The organism is Aquipseudomonas alcaligenes (genome assembly GCF_003205495.1).
Lineage (GTDB): Bacteria > Pseudomonadota > Gammaproteobacteria > Pseudomonadales > Pseudomonadaceae > Aquipseudomonas > Aquipseudomonas alcaligenes_B.
This window is the reverse complement of sequence record NZ_QJRX01000011.1, coordinates 42214-59920: the sequence shown is the minus strand read 5'-3', so window position 1 is coordinate 59920 and position 17707 is coordinate 42214. Positions and strand designations below refer to the sequence as shown.

At 68.8% G+C, this 17707-nt stretch carries 18 protein-coding genes; 9 read left to right on the top strand and 9 right to left on the bottom strand.

Going from position 1 to position 17707, the window contains the following annotated elements; all coding sequences use genetic code 11:
* Positions 1 to 13: 13 nt before the first annotated feature.
* Positions 14 to 1381 carry a glutamine synthetase family protein gene (locus tag DMO17_RS18510; RefSeq protein ID WP_110683955.1) on the bottom strand — a complete coding sequence of 456 codons (1368 nt, stop codon included), beginning with the start codon at positions 1379 to 1381 and terminating at the stop codon, positions 14 to 16.
* 200 nt (positions 1382 to 1581) lie between these two features.
* Between DMO17_RS18510 and mpl the strand changes: the two genes are divergently transcribed.
* From mpl to DMO17_RS18480, 6 genes are all read left to right on the top strand, one after another.
* Positions 1582 to 2934 (top strand): UDP-N-acetylmuramate:L-alanyl-gamma-D-glutamyl-meso-diaminopimelate ligase, encoded by a 1353-nt coding sequence (gene mpl / locus DMO17_RS18505; RefSeq protein WP_110683954.1) that lies wholly within the window; start codon positions 1582 to 1584, stop codon positions 2932 to 2934.
* Positions 2935 to 3011: 77 nt separating this feature from the next.
* Positions 3012 to 3641 (top strand): flavin prenyltransferase UbiX, encoded by a 630-nt coding sequence (gene ubiX / locus DMO17_RS18500; protein ID WP_110683953.1) that lies wholly within the window; start codon positions 3012 to 3014, stop codon positions 3639 to 3641.
* On the top strand, positions 3634 to 3921 hold the full coding sequence (locus tag DMO17_RS18495; RefSeq protein ID WP_110683952.1) for a YceK/YidQ family lipoprotein: 288 nt from the start codon (positions 3634 to 3636) through the stop codon (positions 3919 to 3921). Before ubiX ends, DMO17_RS18495 begins: the two co-directional genes overlap by 8 nt.
* A 131-nt stretch (positions 3922 to 4052) precedes the next feature.
* On the top strand, positions 4053 to 4562 hold the full coding sequence (locus DMO17_RS18490; protein ID WP_110683951.1) for a TRAP transporter small permease subunit: 510 nt from the start codon (positions 4053 to 4055) through the stop codon (positions 4560 to 4562).
* Positions 4559 to 5884, top strand: coding sequence for a TRAP transporter large permease (locus DMO17_RS18485; protein ID WP_110683950.1), 1326 nt, complete (start codon positions 4559 to 4561; stop codon positions 5882 to 5884). The genes DMO17_RS18490 and DMO17_RS18485 overlap by 4 nt, the downstream gene beginning before the upstream one ends.
* Positions 5885 to 5996: 112 nt before the next feature.
* The gene (locus tag DMO17_RS18480; protein ID WP_110683949.1) at positions 5997 to 7040 is read left to right on the top strand and encodes a TRAP transporter substrate-binding protein; all 1044 of its coding nucleotides are present in this window, start codon (positions 5997 to 5999) and stop codon (positions 7038 to 7040) included.
* Between the two features lie 7 nt (positions 7041 to 7047).
* On the opposite strand, the gene DMO17_RS18475 is transcribed toward DMO17_RS18480, so the two are convergent.
* The 6 genes from DMO17_RS18475 to DMO17_RS18450 all read right to left on the bottom strand — a co-directional run bounded on the left by DMO17_RS18475 (position 7048) and on the right by DMO17_RS18450 (position 13834).
* A complete protein-coding gene (locus tag DMO17_RS18475) occupies positions 7048 to 7521 on the bottom strand; it encodes a YbaK/EbsC family protein (protein ID WP_110683948.1) in 474 nt (157 codons plus the stop codon).
* A gap of 55 nt (positions 7522 to 7576) precedes the next feature.
* Entirely contained in the window at positions 7577 to 10189 is a 2613-nt protein-coding gene (locus DMO17_RS18470; RefSeq protein WP_220034087.1) for an EAL domain-containing protein, read from the bottom strand.
* Positions 10190 to 10247: 58 nt separating this feature from the next.
* Complete coding sequence (locus DMO17_RS18465; RefSeq protein ID WP_110683946.1) at positions 10248 to 10859, bottom strand: class I SAM-dependent methyltransferase; 612 nt, start codon at positions 10857 to 10859, stop codon at positions 10248 to 10250.
* Positions 10859 to 11500, bottom strand: coding sequence for an oxidoreductase (locus DMO17_RS18460; RefSeq protein WP_110683945.1), 642 nt, complete (start codon positions 11498 to 11500; stop codon positions 10859 to 10861). Before DMO17_RS18460 ends, DMO17_RS18465 begins: the two co-directional genes overlap by 1 nt.
* Positions 11501 to 11569: 69 nt before the next feature.
* Positions 11570 to 13273, bottom strand: coding sequence for a C13 family peptidase (locus DMO17_RS18455; RefSeq protein ID WP_110683944.1), 1704 nt, complete (start codon positions 13271 to 13273; stop codon positions 11570 to 11572).
* A gap of 105 nt (positions 13274 to 13378) precedes the next feature.
* Positions 13379 to 13834: a MaoC family dehydratase gene (locus DMO17_RS18450; protein ID WP_110683943.1), complete on the bottom strand. Its 456-nt coding sequence runs from the start codon at positions 13832 to 13834 to the stop codon at positions 13379 to 13381.
* A gap of 165 nt (positions 13835 to 13999) precedes the next feature.
* Between DMO17_RS18450 and DMO17_RS18445 the strand changes: the two genes are divergently transcribed.
* From DMO17_RS18445 to DMO17_RS18435, 3 genes are read left to right on the top strand one after another with little or no spacing between them, the layout of a single operon-like run.
* Positions 14000 to 14362, top strand: a complete 363-nt coding sequence (locus DMO17_RS18445) for a CidA/LrgA family protein (RefSeq protein ID WP_110683942.1) — start codon at positions 14000 to 14002, stop codon at positions 14360 to 14362.
* A complete protein-coding gene (locus DMO17_RS18440) occupies positions 14359 to 15075 on the top strand; it encodes an LrgB family protein (RefSeq protein ID WP_110683941.1) in 717 nt (238 codons plus the stop codon). Before DMO17_RS18445 ends, DMO17_RS18440 begins: the two co-directional genes overlap by 4 nt.
* Before the next feature lie 11 nt (positions 15076 to 15086).
* Complete coding sequence (locus DMO17_RS18435) at positions 15087 to 15677, top strand: LON peptidase substrate-binding domain-containing protein (protein ID WP_110683940.1); 591 nt, start codon at positions 15087 to 15089, stop codon at positions 15675 to 15677.
* 6 nt (positions 15678 to 15683) lie between these two features.
* Here the strand turns inward: DMO17_RS18435 and DMO17_RS18430 are convergent, their stop codons facing one another.
* Both DMO17_RS18430 and DMO17_RS18425 read right to left on the bottom strand, forming a co-directional pair.
* Complete coding sequence (locus tag DMO17_RS18430; RefSeq protein ID WP_110683939.1) at positions 15684 to 17000, bottom strand: bifunctional DedA family/phosphatase PAP2 family protein; 1317 nt, start codon at positions 16998 to 17000, stop codon at positions 15684 to 15686.
* The gene (locus tag DMO17_RS18425) at positions 16997 to 17704 is read right to left on the bottom strand and encodes a DNA-3-methyladenine glycosylase (protein WP_110683938.1); all 708 of its coding nucleotides are present in this window, start codon (positions 17702 to 17704) and stop codon (positions 16997 to 16999) included. Before DMO17_RS18425 ends, DMO17_RS18430 begins: the two co-directional genes overlap by 4 nt.
* Between the last annotated feature and the right edge of the window lie 3 nt (positions 17705 to 17707).

Sequence of the window (17707 nt, the reverse complement as noted above, 5' to 3'; positions counted from 1 at the left end):
CCCCGAGGGAAGGTCAGTAGCGCTCGAAGCCGCGGCGCAGTTCCCAGTCGGTCACCCGGCGGTCGTATTCGGATTGTTCCCAGCGCGCGGTGTGCAGGTAGTGCTCGACCACCTCGTCGCCGAAGGCCGCACGCAACATGTGCGACTGCTCCAGGGCGCTGGTGGCGCCTCGCAGGGTCTTGGCCACCTCGGGCAGCTCGTCGTGCTCGTAGGCATCGCCGGAGAAGGGCGGCGGCAGCTCCAGCTGTTCGTCGATGCCGGCCAGGCCGGCGGCGATCAGCGCGGCGAAGGCCAGGTAGGGGTTGAGGTCGGCACCGCCGATGCGGCATTCGATGCGGATGCCCTTGCCGCCCTCGCCGCACAGGCGAAAGCCCGCGGTGCGGTTGTCGTTGCTCCACACCGCGCGGGTGGGGGCGAAGGTGCCGGCCTGGAAGCGCTTGTAGGAGTTGATGTAGGGGGCGAGGAAGTAGGTGATGTCGCCGGCGTACTTGAGCTGGCCGGCCACCCACTGGCGCATCAGCTTGGACATGCCGAACTCGGCCTTGGCGTCGAAGAACAGCGGCTTGTTGCCCTTCAGGCTCCACAGCGAGTTGTGGATATGGCTGCTGGAGCCGGCCAGGTTGTAGTTCCACTTGGCCATGAAGGTGATGGCCTTGCCCTGCAGCAGGGCGATTTCCTTGCAGGCGTGCTTGATGATGCTGTGGCTGTCGGCCATGGTCAGCGCGTCGGCATAGCGCACGTTGATCTCTTCCTGGCCCGGGCCCCATTCGCCCTTGGAGTTTTCCACGGCGATGCCGGCCGCCTGCAGGTGCTTGCGGATGGCGCGCAGCACCGGCTCGTCGCGGATGGTCTGGAGGATGCCGTAGTCCTCGATGTGGTAGTTGGCCGTGCGCGGCTCGCGGTAGTGCTGGGCGTGGATGCTCTCGTAGCTCTGGTCGAACAGGTAGAACTCCAGCTCGGAGGCGAACATGCCCTTGTAACCGCGCTCGGTGAGGCGGGCGATCTGCCGCTTGAGGATGCCGCGCGGGCTGTGCGGCAGGTCCTGGTGGTGGTGGTCCTGCACGTCGCACAGCACCAAGGCGGTGCCCTCCAGCCAGGGCACCAGGCGCATGGTGGAGAGGTCGGGCTTGAACACGAAGTCGCCGTAGCCGCGTTTCCAGCTGGCGGCGGCGTAGCCGGGCACCGGCTCCATGTCGATGTCGTCGGCCAGCAGGTAGTCGCAGCCGTGGGTTTCCTCGTGGGCGCTGTCGAGGAAGAACTCGACCTGGAAGCGCTTGCCGATCAGGCGGCCCTGCATGTCGACCATGCAGGCCAGGACGGTGTCGACGCTGCCGGCTTCGGCCAGCTGGCGCAGTCGGGCAAGGGTGAGCGGGGCGGTCATCCGTAGTACTCCCATCCGGACCTTCTGTGGTCCTTGGTTCTTGTTGTCGGGAATCGGGCCGGTACGGCCGGCTGCCTTTGACTCTAGACGAAATTTCAGCAGCGTCCGGAACCGCCGGCACGGGGCCTCAGTCCGATTGCGCTGTGCTAACCTGCGGCCAATTTCGCCCCGGCCCACGGGCCGGTATCCAGAGGTCATCCATGCATATCCACATCCTCGGCATCTGCGGCACCTTCATGGGGTCGCTGGCCGTGCTGGCCAAGGAGCTTGGCCACCGCGTCACCGGCTCCGACGCCAACGTCTACCCGCCCATGAGCACCCAGCTCGAAGCCCAGGGCATCGAACTGATGCAGGGCTACGACCCGGCCCACCTGCAGCCGGAGCCGGACCTGGTGGTGGTCGGCAATGCCCTGAGCCGCGGCAACCCGGCGGTCGAGTACGTGCTCAACCAGGGCTTGCCCTACGTGTCCGGCCCGCAGTGGCTGGCCGACCATGTGCTGCAGGGTCGCTGGGTGCTGGCCGCTGCCGGTACGCACGGCAAGACCACTACCAGCAGCATGCTGGCCTGGGTGTTGGAGCATGCCGGCATGAGCCCGGGCTTCCTCATCGGCGGCGTGCCGCAGAACTTCGGGGTGTCGGCGCGTCTGGGCGGTACGCCGTTCTTCGTGGTCGAGGCCGACGAATACGACAGCGCCTTCTTCGACAAGCGCAGCAAGTTCGTCCACTACCGTCCGCGCACGGCCATCCTCAATAACCTGGAGTTCGACCACGCGGACATCTTCCCGGACCTGGCGTCCATCGAGCGGCAGTTCCATCACCTGGTGCGTACCGTGCCGGGCGAGGGGCTGATCATCCATCCGCAGGCCGAAGAGGCCCTGGTCCGTGTGATCAAGATGGGCTGCTGGACCCCGGTGCAGACCACCGGCGACGGCGGCCAGTGGCAGGCGCGCCTGCTCAGCGAAGACGGCTCGCGCTTCGAGGTGCTCTTCGACGGCCAGGTCGAAGGCGTGGTCGAGTGGGAGCTGACCGGCCAGCACAACGTGGCCAACGCCCTGGCCTGCCTGGCGGCGGCGCGGCATGTCGGCGTGGTGCCGGAGCTGGGCATCGCCGGGCTGTCGGGCTTCAAGAGCGTCAAGCGGCGCATGGAGAAGGTCGCCGAGGTCGCTGGCGTGACCCTCTACGACGACTTCGCCCACCACCCGACGGCCATCGCTACCACCCTCGACGGCCTGCGCAAGCGCGTCGGCGCCGCGCAGGTGATCGCGGTGATCGAGCCGCGCTCCAATTCGATGAAGCTCGGTGCCCACCGCGACGGCCTGGCCGACTCCGTGGTGCAGGCCGACCGGGTGTTCTGGTACGCGCCATCGAACCTGGGCTGGGACCTGGCGGCCAGCGTGGCCGGCTCGACGGTGCCGACCGAGGTCTGCGACTCGCTGGAAGCCATCATCGAGGGTGTGAAGGCCGTGGCTGCGCCCGGCACCCAGGTGGTGATCATGAGCAACGGCGGCTTCGGCGGCCTGCACGGCAAGCTGGCGGCGGCGTTGGACAATTAATGCCTGTGTAGCCCGGATGAAAATCCGGGTGGCCCCTCCCGGATTGCATCCGGGCTACGGACGAGAGGGAAACTTCGATGAACGGCCCCGAACGCATCACCCTGGCCATGACCGGCGCCTCCGGCGCCCAGTACGGCCTGCGCCTGCTCGATTGCCTGGTGCAGGAAGACCGCGAAGTGCACTTCCTGATCTCCAAGGCCGCGCAGCTGGTGATGGCCACCGAGACCGACGTGACCCTGCCGGCCAAGCCGCAGGCCATGCAGCAGTTCCTCAGCGAGTACACCGGCGCCGCGCCCGGGCAGATCCGCGTCTACGGCAAGGAAGACTGGATGGCCCCGCCGGCTTCCGGCTCCGGCGCGCCCAGTGCCATGGTGGTGGTGCCGTGCTCGACCGGCACCCTCTCGGCCATCGCCACCGGCGCCTGCAACAACCTGATCGAGCGGGCGGCCGACGTGGTGCTCAAGGAGCGCCGCCAGCTGATCCTGGTGCCGCGCGAGGCGCCGTATTCGAGCATCCACCTGGAGAACATGCTCAAGCTGTCCAACCTCGGCGTGACCATACTGCCGGCCTCGCCGGGCTTCTATCACCAGCCGCAGACCCTGGACGACCTGGTCGACTTCGTCGTCGCGCGCATCCTCAACTGCCTGAACATCCCCCAGGACATGCTGCCGCGCTGGGGCGAGCACCACCTGCTCAGCGATGAATAGGGCCCTGTTCCTGCTGCTGGCCGGTGCGCTGCTGCCCGGCTGCGCCAGCGTGCGCACCCTGGACGCGGCCAAGCCCGGTGCGCCGATCATCTACTCCGGCACGCGCCTGGACTGGTATGCGCTGCAGGGTGGCTGCTGCCCGGTGCAGCGCTTCGGCGCCGAGGCGCCCCGGTATGCTGGGCTCGACCTGCCCGCCAGCGCCCTGCTCGACACCCTGCTGCTGCCCTTCGCCATCGCCGCCGAGCTGGGGGTCGGCCTCGGGGTTTCCGGCGGCATTTGAGTTTCGCCGCGCGCCCCAGGAGCTAGAGCCTTCGCCGTCGACTTATTGGTCAAATTCTGCGCAGCGAGGGTTGGCATCGGCCAATCCTCGTCTAGGCTGACGAAAAAAATGTCGGCTTCGCAGGCAAGGACATGCATAAGGCAATCCGAGCGTATGTGCGTGCAGTAGACCGGATGAACAGGTTCATCGGGCGCTGCGCCATGTACCTGATTTTCGTCATGCTGGGGGTGCTGCTCTACTCGTCGCTGAGCAAGGCGCTGTTCGAGCCGGCGATCTGGACCCTGGAAACCGCCCAGTTCCTCATGGTCGCCTACTTCCTGCTGGGCGGCGCCTACTCCATGCAGCTCGACGCCCATGTGCGCATGGACCTGCTCTACGGCCGCTGGTCGCCGCGTACCCGCGCCTGGCTGGATGTGCTGACCGTGGCCTTCCTGCTGTTCTACCTGGGCGTGCTGCTGTACGGCGGCATCTCCTCCACCCAGTACGCCATCGAGTACGACGAGACCAGCTACTCCTCCTGGTCGCCGCGCATGGCGCCGATCAAGGTGCTGATGGTGATCGGCATCGCCCTGATGCTGCTGCAGGCCATCGCCATGTTCTTCAAGGACGTGGCGATCATCCGCGGGGAGCGCCTGGAATGAGCTACGAGCTGATCGCCCTGCTGATGTTCTCCTCGATGATGCTCCTGCTGCTCACCGGCAAGCGGGTGTTCGGCGCCATCGGCTTCGTCGCCGCCGCCGCGGCCCTGCTGCTGTGGGGCGACGGCGGCGTCGAGCTGCCGTTCAGCGCGGCGATGAAGCTGATGAAGTGGTACCCGCTGCTGACCCTGCCGATGTTCGTGTTCATGGGCTACATGCTCTCCGAGTCGGGGGTGGCGGACGACCTTTACCGCATGTTCCACGTGTGGATGGGGCCGCTGCACGGTGGCCTGGCCATCGGCACCATCGCCCTGATGGTGCTGATCTCGGCGATGAACGGGCTGAGCGTGGCCGGCATGGCCATCGGCGCGACCATCGCCCTGCCCGAACTGCTGCGCCGTGGCTACGACAAGATCATGGTCACCGGGGTGATCCAGGCCGGCAGCTCGCTGGGCATCCTCATCCCGCCCAGCGTGGTGCTGGTGCTGTACGGCATGATCGCCCGCCAGCCGGTGGGCCAGCTGTGGCTGGCCGGGGTGCTGCCAGGCCTGCTGATGGCCGGCCTGTTCGTGCTCTACATCGCCGTGCGCTGCCGCCTGCAGCCGGACATGGGGCCGCCGCTGAGCCCGCAGGAGCGCGCCGAGATCAGTCCGGGCGAGAAGCTGCGCCTGCTGCGTGCGGGGCTGCTGCCGCTGTTCATCTTCGTGTCCATGACCGGGCTGTTCATGCTCGGCATCACCAGCCTGGTGGAAAGCTCGGCGGTCGGTGCCCTGGCCGCTACCCTGGCGGCGCTGGTGCAGGGCCGGCTGACGCGCAAGGTGATGGAGGAGACCCTGCGCAAGACGCTCGGCATCACCTGCATGTTCATGTGGATCATCCTCGCCGCGCTGTGCTTCGGCGCCGTGTTCGACGGCCTCGGCGCGGTCAAGGCGATCGAGGGCTTCTTCGTCGGCGAGTTGGGCCTGGGGCCCTGGGAAATCCTCATCCTGATGCAGCTGTCGTTCATCCTCATGGGCATGTTCCTCGACGACACCGCCATGCTGGTAATCGTCGCGCCGCTCTACGTGCCGCTGGTGGGCAGCCTGGGCTTCGACCTGGTGTGGTACGGCGTGCTCTACACCATCACCTGCCAGATGGCCTACATGACCCCGCCGTTCGGCTACAACCTGTTCCTGATGCGCGCCATGGCCCCGCCCGAGGTGAGCCTGGGCGACATCTACCGCTCGGTCACGCCCTTCGTGGCGATCATGGCGCTGACCCTGGCCCTGGTGATGATCTATCCGCAGATCGCCCTGTGGCTGCCGCAGTGGCACTACGGCGGCTGAGGCAAATTGGATTTCAGGGCGGCGTCCCGGGAGTGTCTGTTGTGCGAGCGCCGGTCTGGGAGAGAGGGGAGACGCAATGGTGCGGCTCCATTCAACGCTTGGAGACGACAGCATGAGTACGAGACGCAAGTTCCTGCAGGGCGCGGCGCTGGCCGGCGGCACTGCAGCCCTGGGCTCGGCGCACATCTATGCCGCGGAGCCGAAGAAGATCACCTGGCGCCTGCAGACCTACGCCGGCCCGGCGCTGGCCGAGCACGTGATCAAGCCTTCGATCGAGGCCTTCAACAAGGTGGCCGAGGGGCAGATGGAGATCCAGCTGTATTTCGCCGACCAGCTGGTGCCCACCGGCGAGCTGTTCCGCGCCATGCAGAAGGGCACCATCGACGCGGTACAGAGCGACGACGACTCGATCGCTGCGCCGGTCGACGTGGCCGTGTTCGGCGGCTACTTTCCCTTCGCCACCCGCTACAGCCTGGATGTGCCGGTGCTGTTCGAGCAGTTCGGCCTGCGGCAGATCTGGGAGGAGGCCTACGCCGAGGTCAAGGGCGTGACCTGGCTCGGCGCCGGTGCCTGGGACCCCTGCCACTTCGCTACGGTCGAGCCGATCAACTCGCTGGCCGACCTCAAGGGCAAGCGGGTGTTCACCTTCCCCACCGCCGGCAAGTTCCTCGCCCGCTTCGGGGTGATCCCGGTGACCCTGCCCTGGGAAGACGTCGAGGTGGCGATCCAGACCGGCGAGCTGGACGGCATCGCCTGGTCCGGCATCACCGAGGACTACACGGTGGGCTGGGCCAACGTCACCAAGTACTTCCTCACCAACAACATCTCCGGCGCCTGGATCGGCTCCTACTTCGCCAACTCGGAGAAGTGGGCGGAAGTGCCGGACAAGCTCAAGGACCTGTTCCGCCTGTGCATGGACAGCTCGCACTACTACCGCCAGCACTGGTACTGGGGCGGCGAGGCCAAGCTGCGGGTCGAAGGCGACAAGCTCAAGCTGACCACCATTCCTGCGGCGGAGTGGAAGACGGTGGAAGACGAGGCGCGCAAGTTCTGGGAGGAGATCGCCAAGACCAGCCCACGCTGTGCCAAGGTGGTGGAGATCTTCAAGCAGTACAACGCGCTGATGGACAAGGCGGGGCCGCCCTACCGCTACTGAGCCGGCGTCAGGCCGGCACCGGCGCCTGGCAGACGTCCACCCACTCGGCGCCGACCAGCTCGGCCATGCGCCGCGGGCAGATGCGCACGGCGCTATGGATGGCGCCGGCCGCCGGCAGCACCACGGCATAGTCCAGCAGCGAGCGGTCGCAGTACACCGGCAGCGGCGTGGCCAGGCCGAAGGGGCAGACGCCGCCGACCGGGTGCCCGGTCAGCGCCACCACCGTCTCGGCATCGAGCATCTTCGCCTTGCTGCCGAAGGCCTCCTTCAGCTTGCGATTGTCCAGGCGCGCATCGCCGCGGGCGACCACCAGCAGTTCGCGCTCGCCCACGCGAAAGGCCAGGGTCTTGGCGATCTGCCCCGGCTCCACGCCGTGCGCTTCGGCGGCCAGGGCGACCGTGGCGGTGCTGGTGGCGAGCTCGATGATGGCGATTTCGGGAGCCTTGGCGGCGAAGAAGGCGCGTACCGATTGCAGACTCATGCGACTGACTTCCTGGGCGGCAAAAGCCGCATCCTTGTCGCCGCGGCTGCCGTCGTCAAGCGCCGGCGGCGCGCTCGTCGCCCTGTGGCACGGGCCACAGCTCCAGCAGGCGCGCCGGGCCGGGCGCGGCGAACAGGTAGCCCTGGAACAGCTGGCAGCCGGCACTCAGCAGTGCCTCGCGTTGCTCGGCGCTCTCCACGCCCTCGGCGATCACCTCCAGCTCCAGAGTCTGCCCCAGCGCCACTATGGTGCGGATGATGGCCGCGTCGTTGGCGTCCTCGAGCAGGTCGCGGACGAAGCAGCGGTCGATCTTCAGGCGCGACAGTGGCAGGCGCTTGAGGTAGCCGAGCGAGGAGTAGCCGGTGCCGAAGTCGTCCAGGGAAAAGCTCACGCCGCGTGCGCGCAGCTCGTTCATGCGCAGGATCAGCGCCTCGGTGTCCATCGCCAGCTGGCTCTCGGTCAGCTCCAGTTCCAGGCGGCGCGGATCGGCGCCGCTCTGTTGGAGGGTCGCCAGTACCTCGTCGGCGAACTCCGGATGGTGCAACTGGCGGGCGCTGACGTTGACCGCCAGGGGCAGGCGGCCGAGTTGCGGGTGGCCGGCCCAGGCCACCAGCTGGCGGCAGGCCTCGCGCAGGATCCAGCGGCCAAGTGGGAAGATCAGGTCGGTACTTTCCGCCAGCGGGATGAACTCGCCGGGCGGGATCAGCCCGCGCTGCGGGTGCTGCCAGCGCACCAGGGCCTCGGCGCCGATCAGGCGGCCATGCCTATCCACCTGTGGCTGGTAGTGCAGCAGCAGTCCCTGGCCATCGTTCAGGCACTGGCGCAGGTCGTTCTCCAGGCGCATGCGCGCCAGGGCCTCGGCCTGCATCTGCGGGTCGAAGAAGCGCACCGCGTTGCGCCCGGCGGCCTTGGCCTGGTACATCGCCAGGTCGGCGCGCTTGAGCAGCTCCTCCACCGTGCCCTGGGCGTCGGAGAACAGGGTCACGCCGATGCTGGCCGTGCTGGTGTGCAACTGCCCCTGCAGCTCGTAGGGTTGCGCCAGGCTGCCCAGCAGCTTGCCGGCTACCGCCTCCAGCTCGGCGAACAGCTCGTTGCCGCGCGCCGACAGGTCCTCCAGCATCAGCACGAACTCGTCGCCGCCGAGGCGCGCCAGGGTGTCTTCCTGGCGTACCTGGCTGCGCAGGCGCTGGGCCACCTGCTGCAGGAAACGATCACCCATGGCATGGCCGAGGGTGTCGTTGAGGTTCTTGAAGTTGTCCAGGTCGATGAACAGCAGGGCGCCTTCCTGGTGGCTGCGCTGGTGGCGGTCGAGGGCGTGTTGCAGGCGCTCGAGCAGCAGGCGGCGGTTGGGCAGGCCGGTGAGCGGGTCGTAGAAGGCCAGCTGGTGGATCTGCTCCAGGTTGCGCTTGTGCTCGGTGATGTCGGTGGAAATGCCGCACAGGGCATAGATGCTGCCGTCCGGGCGGCGCAGCGGCAGCTTCACCGAGAGGTAGGCCTGCTCGCAGTTGCCATCCAGGCTGCGGTTGACCTCCTCCAGCTGCACCCGCTCGCCCTGCTGCAGCACGCGCCGGTCGTTGTTGCGCAGGTTGGCCACCGTGGTGGCGTCGAAGAAGGCCTCGTCGGTCTGCCCCAGCACGTCCTCGCGCGGCCGGCCGAACAGTTCGCAGACCTTGTGGTTGACGTACTGGTAACGGAACTGCGGGTCCTTGATGTAGATGTAGGCCTCGACGCTGTCGAGGATGGTGTTCAGGCGCAGCTCGCTGTTGCTCAGGTGGCGGGTCTGCTCGGCCACCTTGCGGCGCAGCAGCAGGGCGCCGGCCAGGGCCAGCAGGAGCAGGCCGGCCAGGGTCGCCAGGCCCCACCAGAGGCTGGCCGGGATCGCCAGTTCGGGTGTCCGGCCGCCCCAGCGCTGGATGATGCGGTAGTAGGGCGAGTCCTGCTGAGTCTGCCAGTCCTGCAGGTGGCGGTCGATGCTGGCCAGCAGCTCGGCGTTGCCGCCCTTGCGGGTGGCGAAGAACAGCCGGGCCGGCTGGAACACGATTGGCGTGTCGCGCAGGCCGAAGCGCTCGGCGTGGTAGTCGCCGAAGCGCTGGTTGGCCACTGCCGCATCGGCGTCACCCCTGGCGACCAGGCGAAAGCCCTGTTCCAGGCTGTCTACCGCCAGCAGGCTGGCCTGCAGGCCGAAACTGTCGAGCAGGTTGCGCAGGTACGTCTCCTGCACCGAGCCGCGCAGCACGGCCAGGCGGCGCTCCTTGAGGTTGAGGATGGAGTCCAGGCGCAGGTCGCTGCGGCTGTACAGCTGCGACCAGCTGAACAGGGCAGGGGTCTGGTGGAAGTCCAGGTAGGTGGCGCGCTCCTCGTTCCAGGCCACGTCGGGCAGCAGATCGATCTGGCCGTCGCGGGCCAGTTCCAGGCAGCGTTGCCATTCGCAGGGCACGGCGATCAGGCGCCAGTCCTCGCGGCTGGCGATCTCGCCGAGCAGGTCGCCGAAGATGCCGCTCAGACGCCCGTCCTCGGCCAGCAGCAGCTTGGGCTCGTTGGCATAGGTGCCGACTTTCACCGCGTGCGAGGCTTCGCCCAGAAGCGGCCAGGCGGCCAGCAGCAAGCACGGCAGCAGCGCGCGCCGCAGGGAGCGTGGAGTGAGGCGCGAGGCTGTCATCCTGGCCATGACTTCCATGAGGGTAGACGCCTAAACCATAGGTGCAAAAAGCCCGCTTGGCGCGCGCTCATTCGGCCCAGCCACGCCAGACCCAGGTCATCGGGCGCGGCCCCGGCAGGTAGCTGCTGTACAGCTCGCGGATCGTGAAACCACCGGCCTTGAGCAGGGCGGGGATGTCGCGGTCGAGATGGCAGCCGCCGGCCAGCGGTTTCCACAGCGGGGTCAGGCGCTGCTGCCAGCGGCGCACGCCGGGGTCGGGCGCGCGCCCGTGCTCGCTGAACAACAGCTTGCCGCCGGGCTTGAGCACGCGGCGCATCTCGCTCAGGGCGGCCAGCGGTTCGGGGATGGTGCACAGGGTGAAGGTGCAGACGATGCTGTCGAAGCTGGCATCGGCGGCCTGGATCTGCCCTAGCTCCAGGGCGACCATCTCCAGCGGGATAGCGATCCGTTCGGAGCGCCGCCGCGCCAGGGCCTGCATCTGCGCGGCCGGATCGACGCCGACGATGGCGCTGACCTTATCGGCGTCGTAGAAAGCCAGGTTGAGGCCGGTGCCGATGCCGATCTCCAGTACCCGGCCGCTGGCCAGCGGCACCACCTGGGCGCGGGTCTTCATCACCTGGCCCATGCCGCAGGCGAAGTCGATCAGGTGCGGCAGGATCTTCTCGTCGTAGAACCTCATCAGCGGCCCAGCCGGCGCAGCTCGTCGGACTCCACGACCCGCACGCCGTCGCCTTCCTCCAGGGCCAGGCGCCACAGCGCGCGGGCCAGCACGGCGGCCTCGATGCCGCGGTACTTGCCGGGAATCCAGCGCAGCAGCGGCGCGGCCAGGCGCTCACCGAGGCGGAACTCGCGGCGCGGGCCGAGCAGCAGGGAGGGGCGGACTATGGTCAGCTGCGGCCAGTCCATGGCCTGCAGGGCGGCTTCCATTTCACCCTTGACCCGGTTGTAGAACACCGCGGAGCGCGGATCGGCGCCCAGGGCGCTGATCACCAGCAGGTGCCGGGCGCCCAGCTCGCGGGCGCGGCGGGCGAAGGCCAGGACCAGGTCGTGATCGACGGCGCGGAACGCCTCCTGCGAGCCGGCCTGCTTGATGGTGGTGCCCAGGCAGCAGAAGGCGGCGTCGACCCGGCCGCCAAGCTGCGGCAGCAGCGCCGCCAGCTCGCCCACCGGGTTGTCCAGGTGCGGGTGTTCGGCCAGCGGGCTGCGGCTGGGCGCCAGCACGCGGCTGATGGTCGGCTCGCTGAGCAGGCGGTCGAGCAGGTGCTCGCCGGTGAGGCCGGTGGCGCCGGCGAGCAGGATGTGCTGGGGCGTCAGATACATGCTGTTTCTCCGCTGATTAACCGTCAGCTTAGAACGAAACGGCAGAACAGGCGCGGAACTGATCGCAAATCACTGCGCTTTGGTGGCGGCGGTCAGGGCCTGCTCGGCCTGCTCCCGGCGCAGCCGCTGCCAATGCTGCAGCACCGTCTCCGGCGCCCACAGCTGCGGCTCCGAGGCCTCGAAGTCCTGGGCCCGCTCGCGCTCGGCGACCTTGGCCTTGGCCAGCTCGAAGGCGCGGCCGAGTTCGTCGGTCTCGTTGAGGGCCTCGGCGAACAGGGCGCGGCCGAAGTAGGTGAAGTCGTTCTCCTCGGAGCAGCCGAAGGACACCCGGTCGGCGCGCGCGGCGGTCATCACCAGGGTCTTGTCGTCCTTCAGCGGCGGAATGAAGCCACCGGAGTAGCAGGCCGAGATCACCACCACCTTGTGGCGGTCCTTGAGCGGGGCGAGCAGGGCGGCCAGCTCCGTGGCCGGCAGGTCGGCCAGCTGCAGGCGCGGCTGGTCGATGCTCAGCTCGTGGCGCCGCGAGCCGTGGCTGGTCAGGTAGAGGAACACCAGGTCCTCCGGGCCGCTGCGCTCGGCCAGGGCCTGCACGGCGCGGGTCAGGCTCTCGCGGGTGGCCAGCGGGCGATCGGCCAGGTGGTCGCGGTGGTTGGTCAGGCTGACATGGCCGCGGGCGCCGAAGCGCTCGCGCAGCAGCTTGCCGACGTAGTCGGCCTCGCGCAGGAACACACTCTGCTTGCCGTCGCCGGCCAGGGTCAGGCTGTACAGCTCGAGCGCCGGGGTGGAAGCGGGCAGGGCGTCCAGCGTCTGCTGCAGGAGCTGGCCCTGTTGCAGCAGGCCGAGCTCCAGCGGATCGGGACGGGCCTGGCCGCCGGCCTCGCGCAGCAGCGTGCCGTCGCGCCAGATGCCCTCGGTGCGGCTGCCGTCGCTGGCGGTCAGGGTGCCGTTGCCGGCGTATTCGCCATCGACGAACTGGCCCTGGTAGACGCTGCCGTCGGCCAGGCTCAGTTTGCCCTGGCCGTGGAAGCGCCAGTAGCGGAATTCGCCTGCGTAGTGGCGCCCGTCGGCGCCGCGGAATTCACCCTTGCCGTTGAGGGCGCCGTGGCTGAAGCGACCGCTCCAGACATCGCCCGCGCCATCCTGGTAACGCCCCTGGCCGTGGAACTGGTCGTCGCGGAAGCCGCCGCTGTAGCTCTCGCCGTCGCTGCCCTGGTAACTGCCCTCACCCTGCAGCAGGCCGCCCTTGAAGGTGCCGCTGAAACTGCCCTGGGCATTGCTGCGGCGGCCTTCGCCTTGCGGCTCGCCGCGCTCGAACTGGCCCTGGAAACGGGTGCCGTCCGGCCACTCGAGGGTGCCCAGGCCATGGTAGCGGTCGGCGCGGAACTGCCCGCGATAGCTCACGCCGCCCTGCTGCAGGTGGCCCTCGCCATGCAGGCGGCCCTGCTTGAAGCCGCCCTCGTAGACGCTGCCGTCGGCGTAGACCAGCTTGCCCTGGCCATCGAACAGGCCCTGGCGGAATTCGCCCTGGTAGTGCTCGCCGCCGGCGCCGTGCCACTCGCCGCGACCGTCGAACAGGCCGTCCTTGAACTGGCCCCGGTAGTACATGCCGTTGGCGTAGTCGATGCGCCCCTCGCCCTGCAGCAGGCCGTCGACCAGCTCGCCGCGGTAGCGGCCGCCATCGGGCAGCACGGCGTCCGGCGGCAGCAGCGGCTCGCCGTCACCGCAGGCGGCGAGCAGCAGGGCGAGGGTCAGCGGGGCGAGGTGGCGGTGCATGGCGGACGTCCTGGTCGGGGGATGTCCCGAGTATGCCGCAGGCCGGTGGCGGCTCCAATGCAAACGGGGCGCCTGAGCGCCCCGTTGCCGCGAAGTGGCCTGCCTTCAGACGAAGCAGAGGGTCAGCGGCTCGGCGATGTAGGCGGGCTTCTCCTCGCCTTCGATCTCCAGGGTGGCCTGGGCCTTGATCAGCCACTGGCCGGGGCGCTTCTCGGTGACTTCGAGGATGCTCACCGCCAGGCGCACGCGCGAGTCGACCTTGACCGGCTGGATGAAGCGCACGCTGTCCAGGCCGTAGTTGACCGCCATCTTCAGGCCTTCCGGCATGATCATCAGGCTTTCCATCAGCATGGGGATCAGCGACAGGCTGAGGAAACCGTGGGCGATGGTGGAGCCGAAAGGCGTGTGCTTGGCCTTGACCGGGTCGACGTGGATGAACTGGTGGTCGCCGGTGCATTCGGCGAACTGGTTGATGCGCTGCTGATCGATGGTCAGCCATTGCGAGCGTCCGAGCTCTTTGCCTACGTAGGATTGCAGTTGCGATACGGGTACAAACGGCATAGATCCTCCTTGAGGATGCAGGTTACTTGTTGTTCTTGGCGATGAACCTAGCTGGCCCTAGATCAGCATGAGTCGGCGCCCGGGGTCAAGCCGAACGTCGCGGTTTATGGCGGCCCCTCAGGCATGCCTATAATGGCCGCGCCATCCCCGCCGGAGACCTCTGCCATGCTGCTTCGCGGCCTGACCTGGCTGGTGCTGTTCCAGTTGCTCGGTACCGCCCTCAACGTCCTGTTCCTGTCCATGCTGCCCGGGCCGATCATCGGCATGTTGCTGCTGTTCGCCTTCCTGCTGCTGCGGGGCGAGGTGGGCGAGCCGCTCAGCGATGCCGCCGGCGGCCTGCTGCGCTACCTGCCGCTGCTGCTGGTGCCGCCGGCGGTGGGGGTGATGGTCTATGCCGAGCAGATCGCCGCCGACTTCTGGGCCCTGGCCGGTGCCCTGGGCCTGTCGCTGCTGGTGTCCCTGCTGTTCGCCGGCTGGCTGATGCAGAAGCTGATCGACCGCCAGGCGCGGCGCGGGGAGCAGTCATGAGTCCGCCCTGGCAGGCTGCCATGCAGGCGGTGATCCACCACCCGCTGTTCGGCGTTGGCATCACCCTGGCGGTCTACCAGCTGGCGCTGGCCGCCTACGAGCGCACCCGCTGGGTGTTCCTGCAGCCGGTGCTGGTGTCCATGACCGTGCTGATCGGCGTGCTGCTGGCCGCCGGGCTGAGCTACCAGGAATACCGCGACAGCACCTTCCTGCTCAGCGTGCTGCTGGGGCCGACCACGGTGGCTCTGGCCGTGCCGCTGTTCCTCAACCTCAAGCGCATCCGCCAGCTGTTCTGGCCGACCCTGATCACTCTGCTGGTGGCCGGCCTGCTCGCCACCGTGCTGGGCGTGGCGCTGGCCTGGGCCTTCGGCGCCGAGCGGATGATGCTGATGACCCTGGCGCCCAAGTCGGTGACTTCGCCCATCGCCATGCTGGTGGCCGAGCAGATCGGCGGGGTGGCGGCGCTGGCGGCGGTGTTCGTGCTGATCACCGGGGTGCTCGGCGCCATCTGCGGGCCGGAGCTGCTGCGTGGCATCGGCGTGCGCCACCCGGCGGCCCAGGGCATGGCGCTAGGCATCACCGCCCACGCGGTGGGCACGGCGCGGGCGCTGCAGGAAGGCGAGGAGAGCGGCGCCTTCGCCGCCCTGGCCATGAGTCTGATGGGCGTGCTGACCGCCGTGCTGTTGCCCTTGGCGGTTGCGCTGATCGCATGAGGGTGCTGGCGATGGACTATCCGCTGTTTCCGCTCAACACCGTGCTGTTTCCCGGTTGCGTACTCGACCTGCAGATCTTCGAGGCGCGCTACCTGGATATGGTCAGCGCCTGCATGCGCCGCGGCGAGGGCTTCGGCGTGGTCGGCATCCTCGAAGGCCAGGAGGCCGGCGAGGCGGCCAGGCGTTTCTCGGCGCTGGGCTGCGAGGCGCTGATCCGCGACTTCCAGCAGCGTCCCAACGGCCTGCTGGGCATTCGCGTCGAAGGTGGTCGGCGTTTTCGTGTCGGTCGTGTCGAGGTGCAGCCCAACCAGCTGACCCTGGCCGAGGTGGACTGGCTGGACGAGGCCGCGGACGCGCCGCTGCTGGCCGAGCACGCCGACCTGGCGGCCCTGCTCGGCGCCCTGGCCGAACATCCGCTGGTGGCCGGGCTGGGCATGGGCGGGGTGGTCGCGGGCCAGCAGGCGCTGGCCAACCAGCTGGCCTACCTGCTGCCGTTCGCCGTCGAGCAGAAGCTGCAGGTGCTGCTGCAGGACGAACCCCTGCGCCGCCTGGAGCTGATCCAGTCCTTCCTCGATCAGCTGCAGGGCGAGATGACCGCCTGAGTCAGCTCAGTACTGGTATTTCTGGATCGCCTCGGGCAGCGCCCAGAGGCTCGCCGTGCCGAGCAGGGCCAGGGTCGCCGGCAGGATCAGCCACCAGGTCCGCGCGCCCAGCGGCTGCATCGGCTGGCGCCGTTGCAGCCAGGCCAGGCAGGCGGCGCAGACGCTGCCGGCGAGCAGGGCGCCGGCGAGGATGTCGGTCGGCCAGTGCACCCCCAGGTAGACCCGCGACAGGGCGATGGCCACCGCCGGCAGGCTGGCCAGCAGCAGCCAGGTCAGGCGCGAGCGGGCCGGCGCGCCACGGCCGGCCAGCACGCCGAGGGCGAGGAAGCAGGCGAAGGCGGCCGAGCTGTGGCCGCTGGGCAGGCTGAAGGTGTCCAGCGGCTGCAGCAGTACGTCCGGGCGGGCGCGGGCGAAAAGGTGCTTGAGGCCCGTGTTGGCCAGCGCCGTCAGCAGCATGCAGCCACCCACGAACAGGGCGGCCTGGATGCGTCGGGCCAGCAGCAGGAGCAGGGTCAGCAGGACGCCGGCGGCCACCTGGGTGCTGAAGTCACCCATGCGCGTGACCAGTACGGCCAGGCTGTCCAGGCTGGCACTGCGCTGCTCCTGGACCAGTGCCAGCAGGCCCTGGTCCAGCGCCTGCAGCTGCTCCACGCCGAGCAGCAGGGCGAGCAGCAGGCTGCCGCTGAGGCCCGCAGCCACGGCGGTGGCCCAGCGCTGTTCGCGCAGGCTGCTGTGGATCACTACCAGCAGCATCAGGCCGATGCCGGCGGCGACCACCCCGGTGGCGCTCCAGAAGCCTTCCGGCAGCGGCAGGCGCAGTGCCGCGCCGGTGGCCCAGCCGGGCAGCATGTAGGCCAGCGCCCAGCCGGCGGCGGCCAGCAGGCTGACCAGGGCGAAACGCACCACGGGCATGTCGAGCATACCGGCCACCAGCGGCAGCATCGGCCGCAGCGGGCCGATGTAGCGGCCGACCAGCAGGCTTACAACGCCGTAGCGCTGGAAGTAGCTCTCCGCGCCTTCCAGCCATTCGGGATGCTCGCGCAGCACCGGCAGGCGCCGGATGCCCTGGTGGAAGCGCCGGCCTATGGCATAGGACAGCGCATCGCCAAGCAGACCGCCGGCATAGGCCAGCAGCAGCGTTTCCCCCAGGCTGAGGGCGCCGCTGCCGGCCAGCATGGCCAGGGTGAACAGCACCACTGTGCCGGGGATCAGGATGCCGGCCACCGCCAGGCATTCCAGGCAGGCGACCAGGAAAATGGCCAGTCCCAGCCATTCCGGATTGCCCTCCAGCCAGCTCGACAGGTTGGCGAACCATGCGCTCATGTGTATTCCTCGGCAGTCAATAGAAAGTAGTCGCGACCTTCGACCTGGCCGCGGCGCAACGGGTTGCGGGTGCAGTGGCGGGCGTGGGCGGCGTCGACGAAGCGGTAGGGCAGGTGTTCGTCACGCCCGGTCGGTATGCCCAGGCGGGTGGTCTGGATGATCTGCGCGGGGCGCTCGCCGACATCCTCGACGAATAGCCGCAGCGGATCGAAGCGCTGGCTGTCCCAGTCCGGCACCTTCAGGCCCAGCGCTCGGCACAGCAGGGTCTGCCCGGCGCACAGGCGCTCCGGTGGGCGTGGGGCGCCGCTGGCCGAGGGGTTGTTGGCCTGCATGCGCTGCAGGGCGTCCGCCGCGCAGTGCGCATCCAGCCAGGGCAGGGCCGACTTGATCAGCACGGCATTGCCCGGCCCCTGGGCGCTGAAGTTCAGCGAGTCGCCGCCGCGGGCGTAGTACATGTAGATGTGGCCGCCGTCCATGAACAGGGCGCGGCGCTTCTCGGTGTAGCCGAGCGAGGCGTGGCTGCCCTTTTCCGCCAGGTAGTAGGCCTCGGTCTCGATGATGCGGGCGGCCAGCCAGTGGCCCTGCTGGCGATGGCGGATGACCTTGCCCAGCAGGGCCCGGGCGAGGCTCTGCGCGTCGCGGTCGAAGAAGCCGTCGGGCAGGGCCCGGGCTTCGGGCCAGGGTGGGGTGGGGCGCGCGCTCATGGG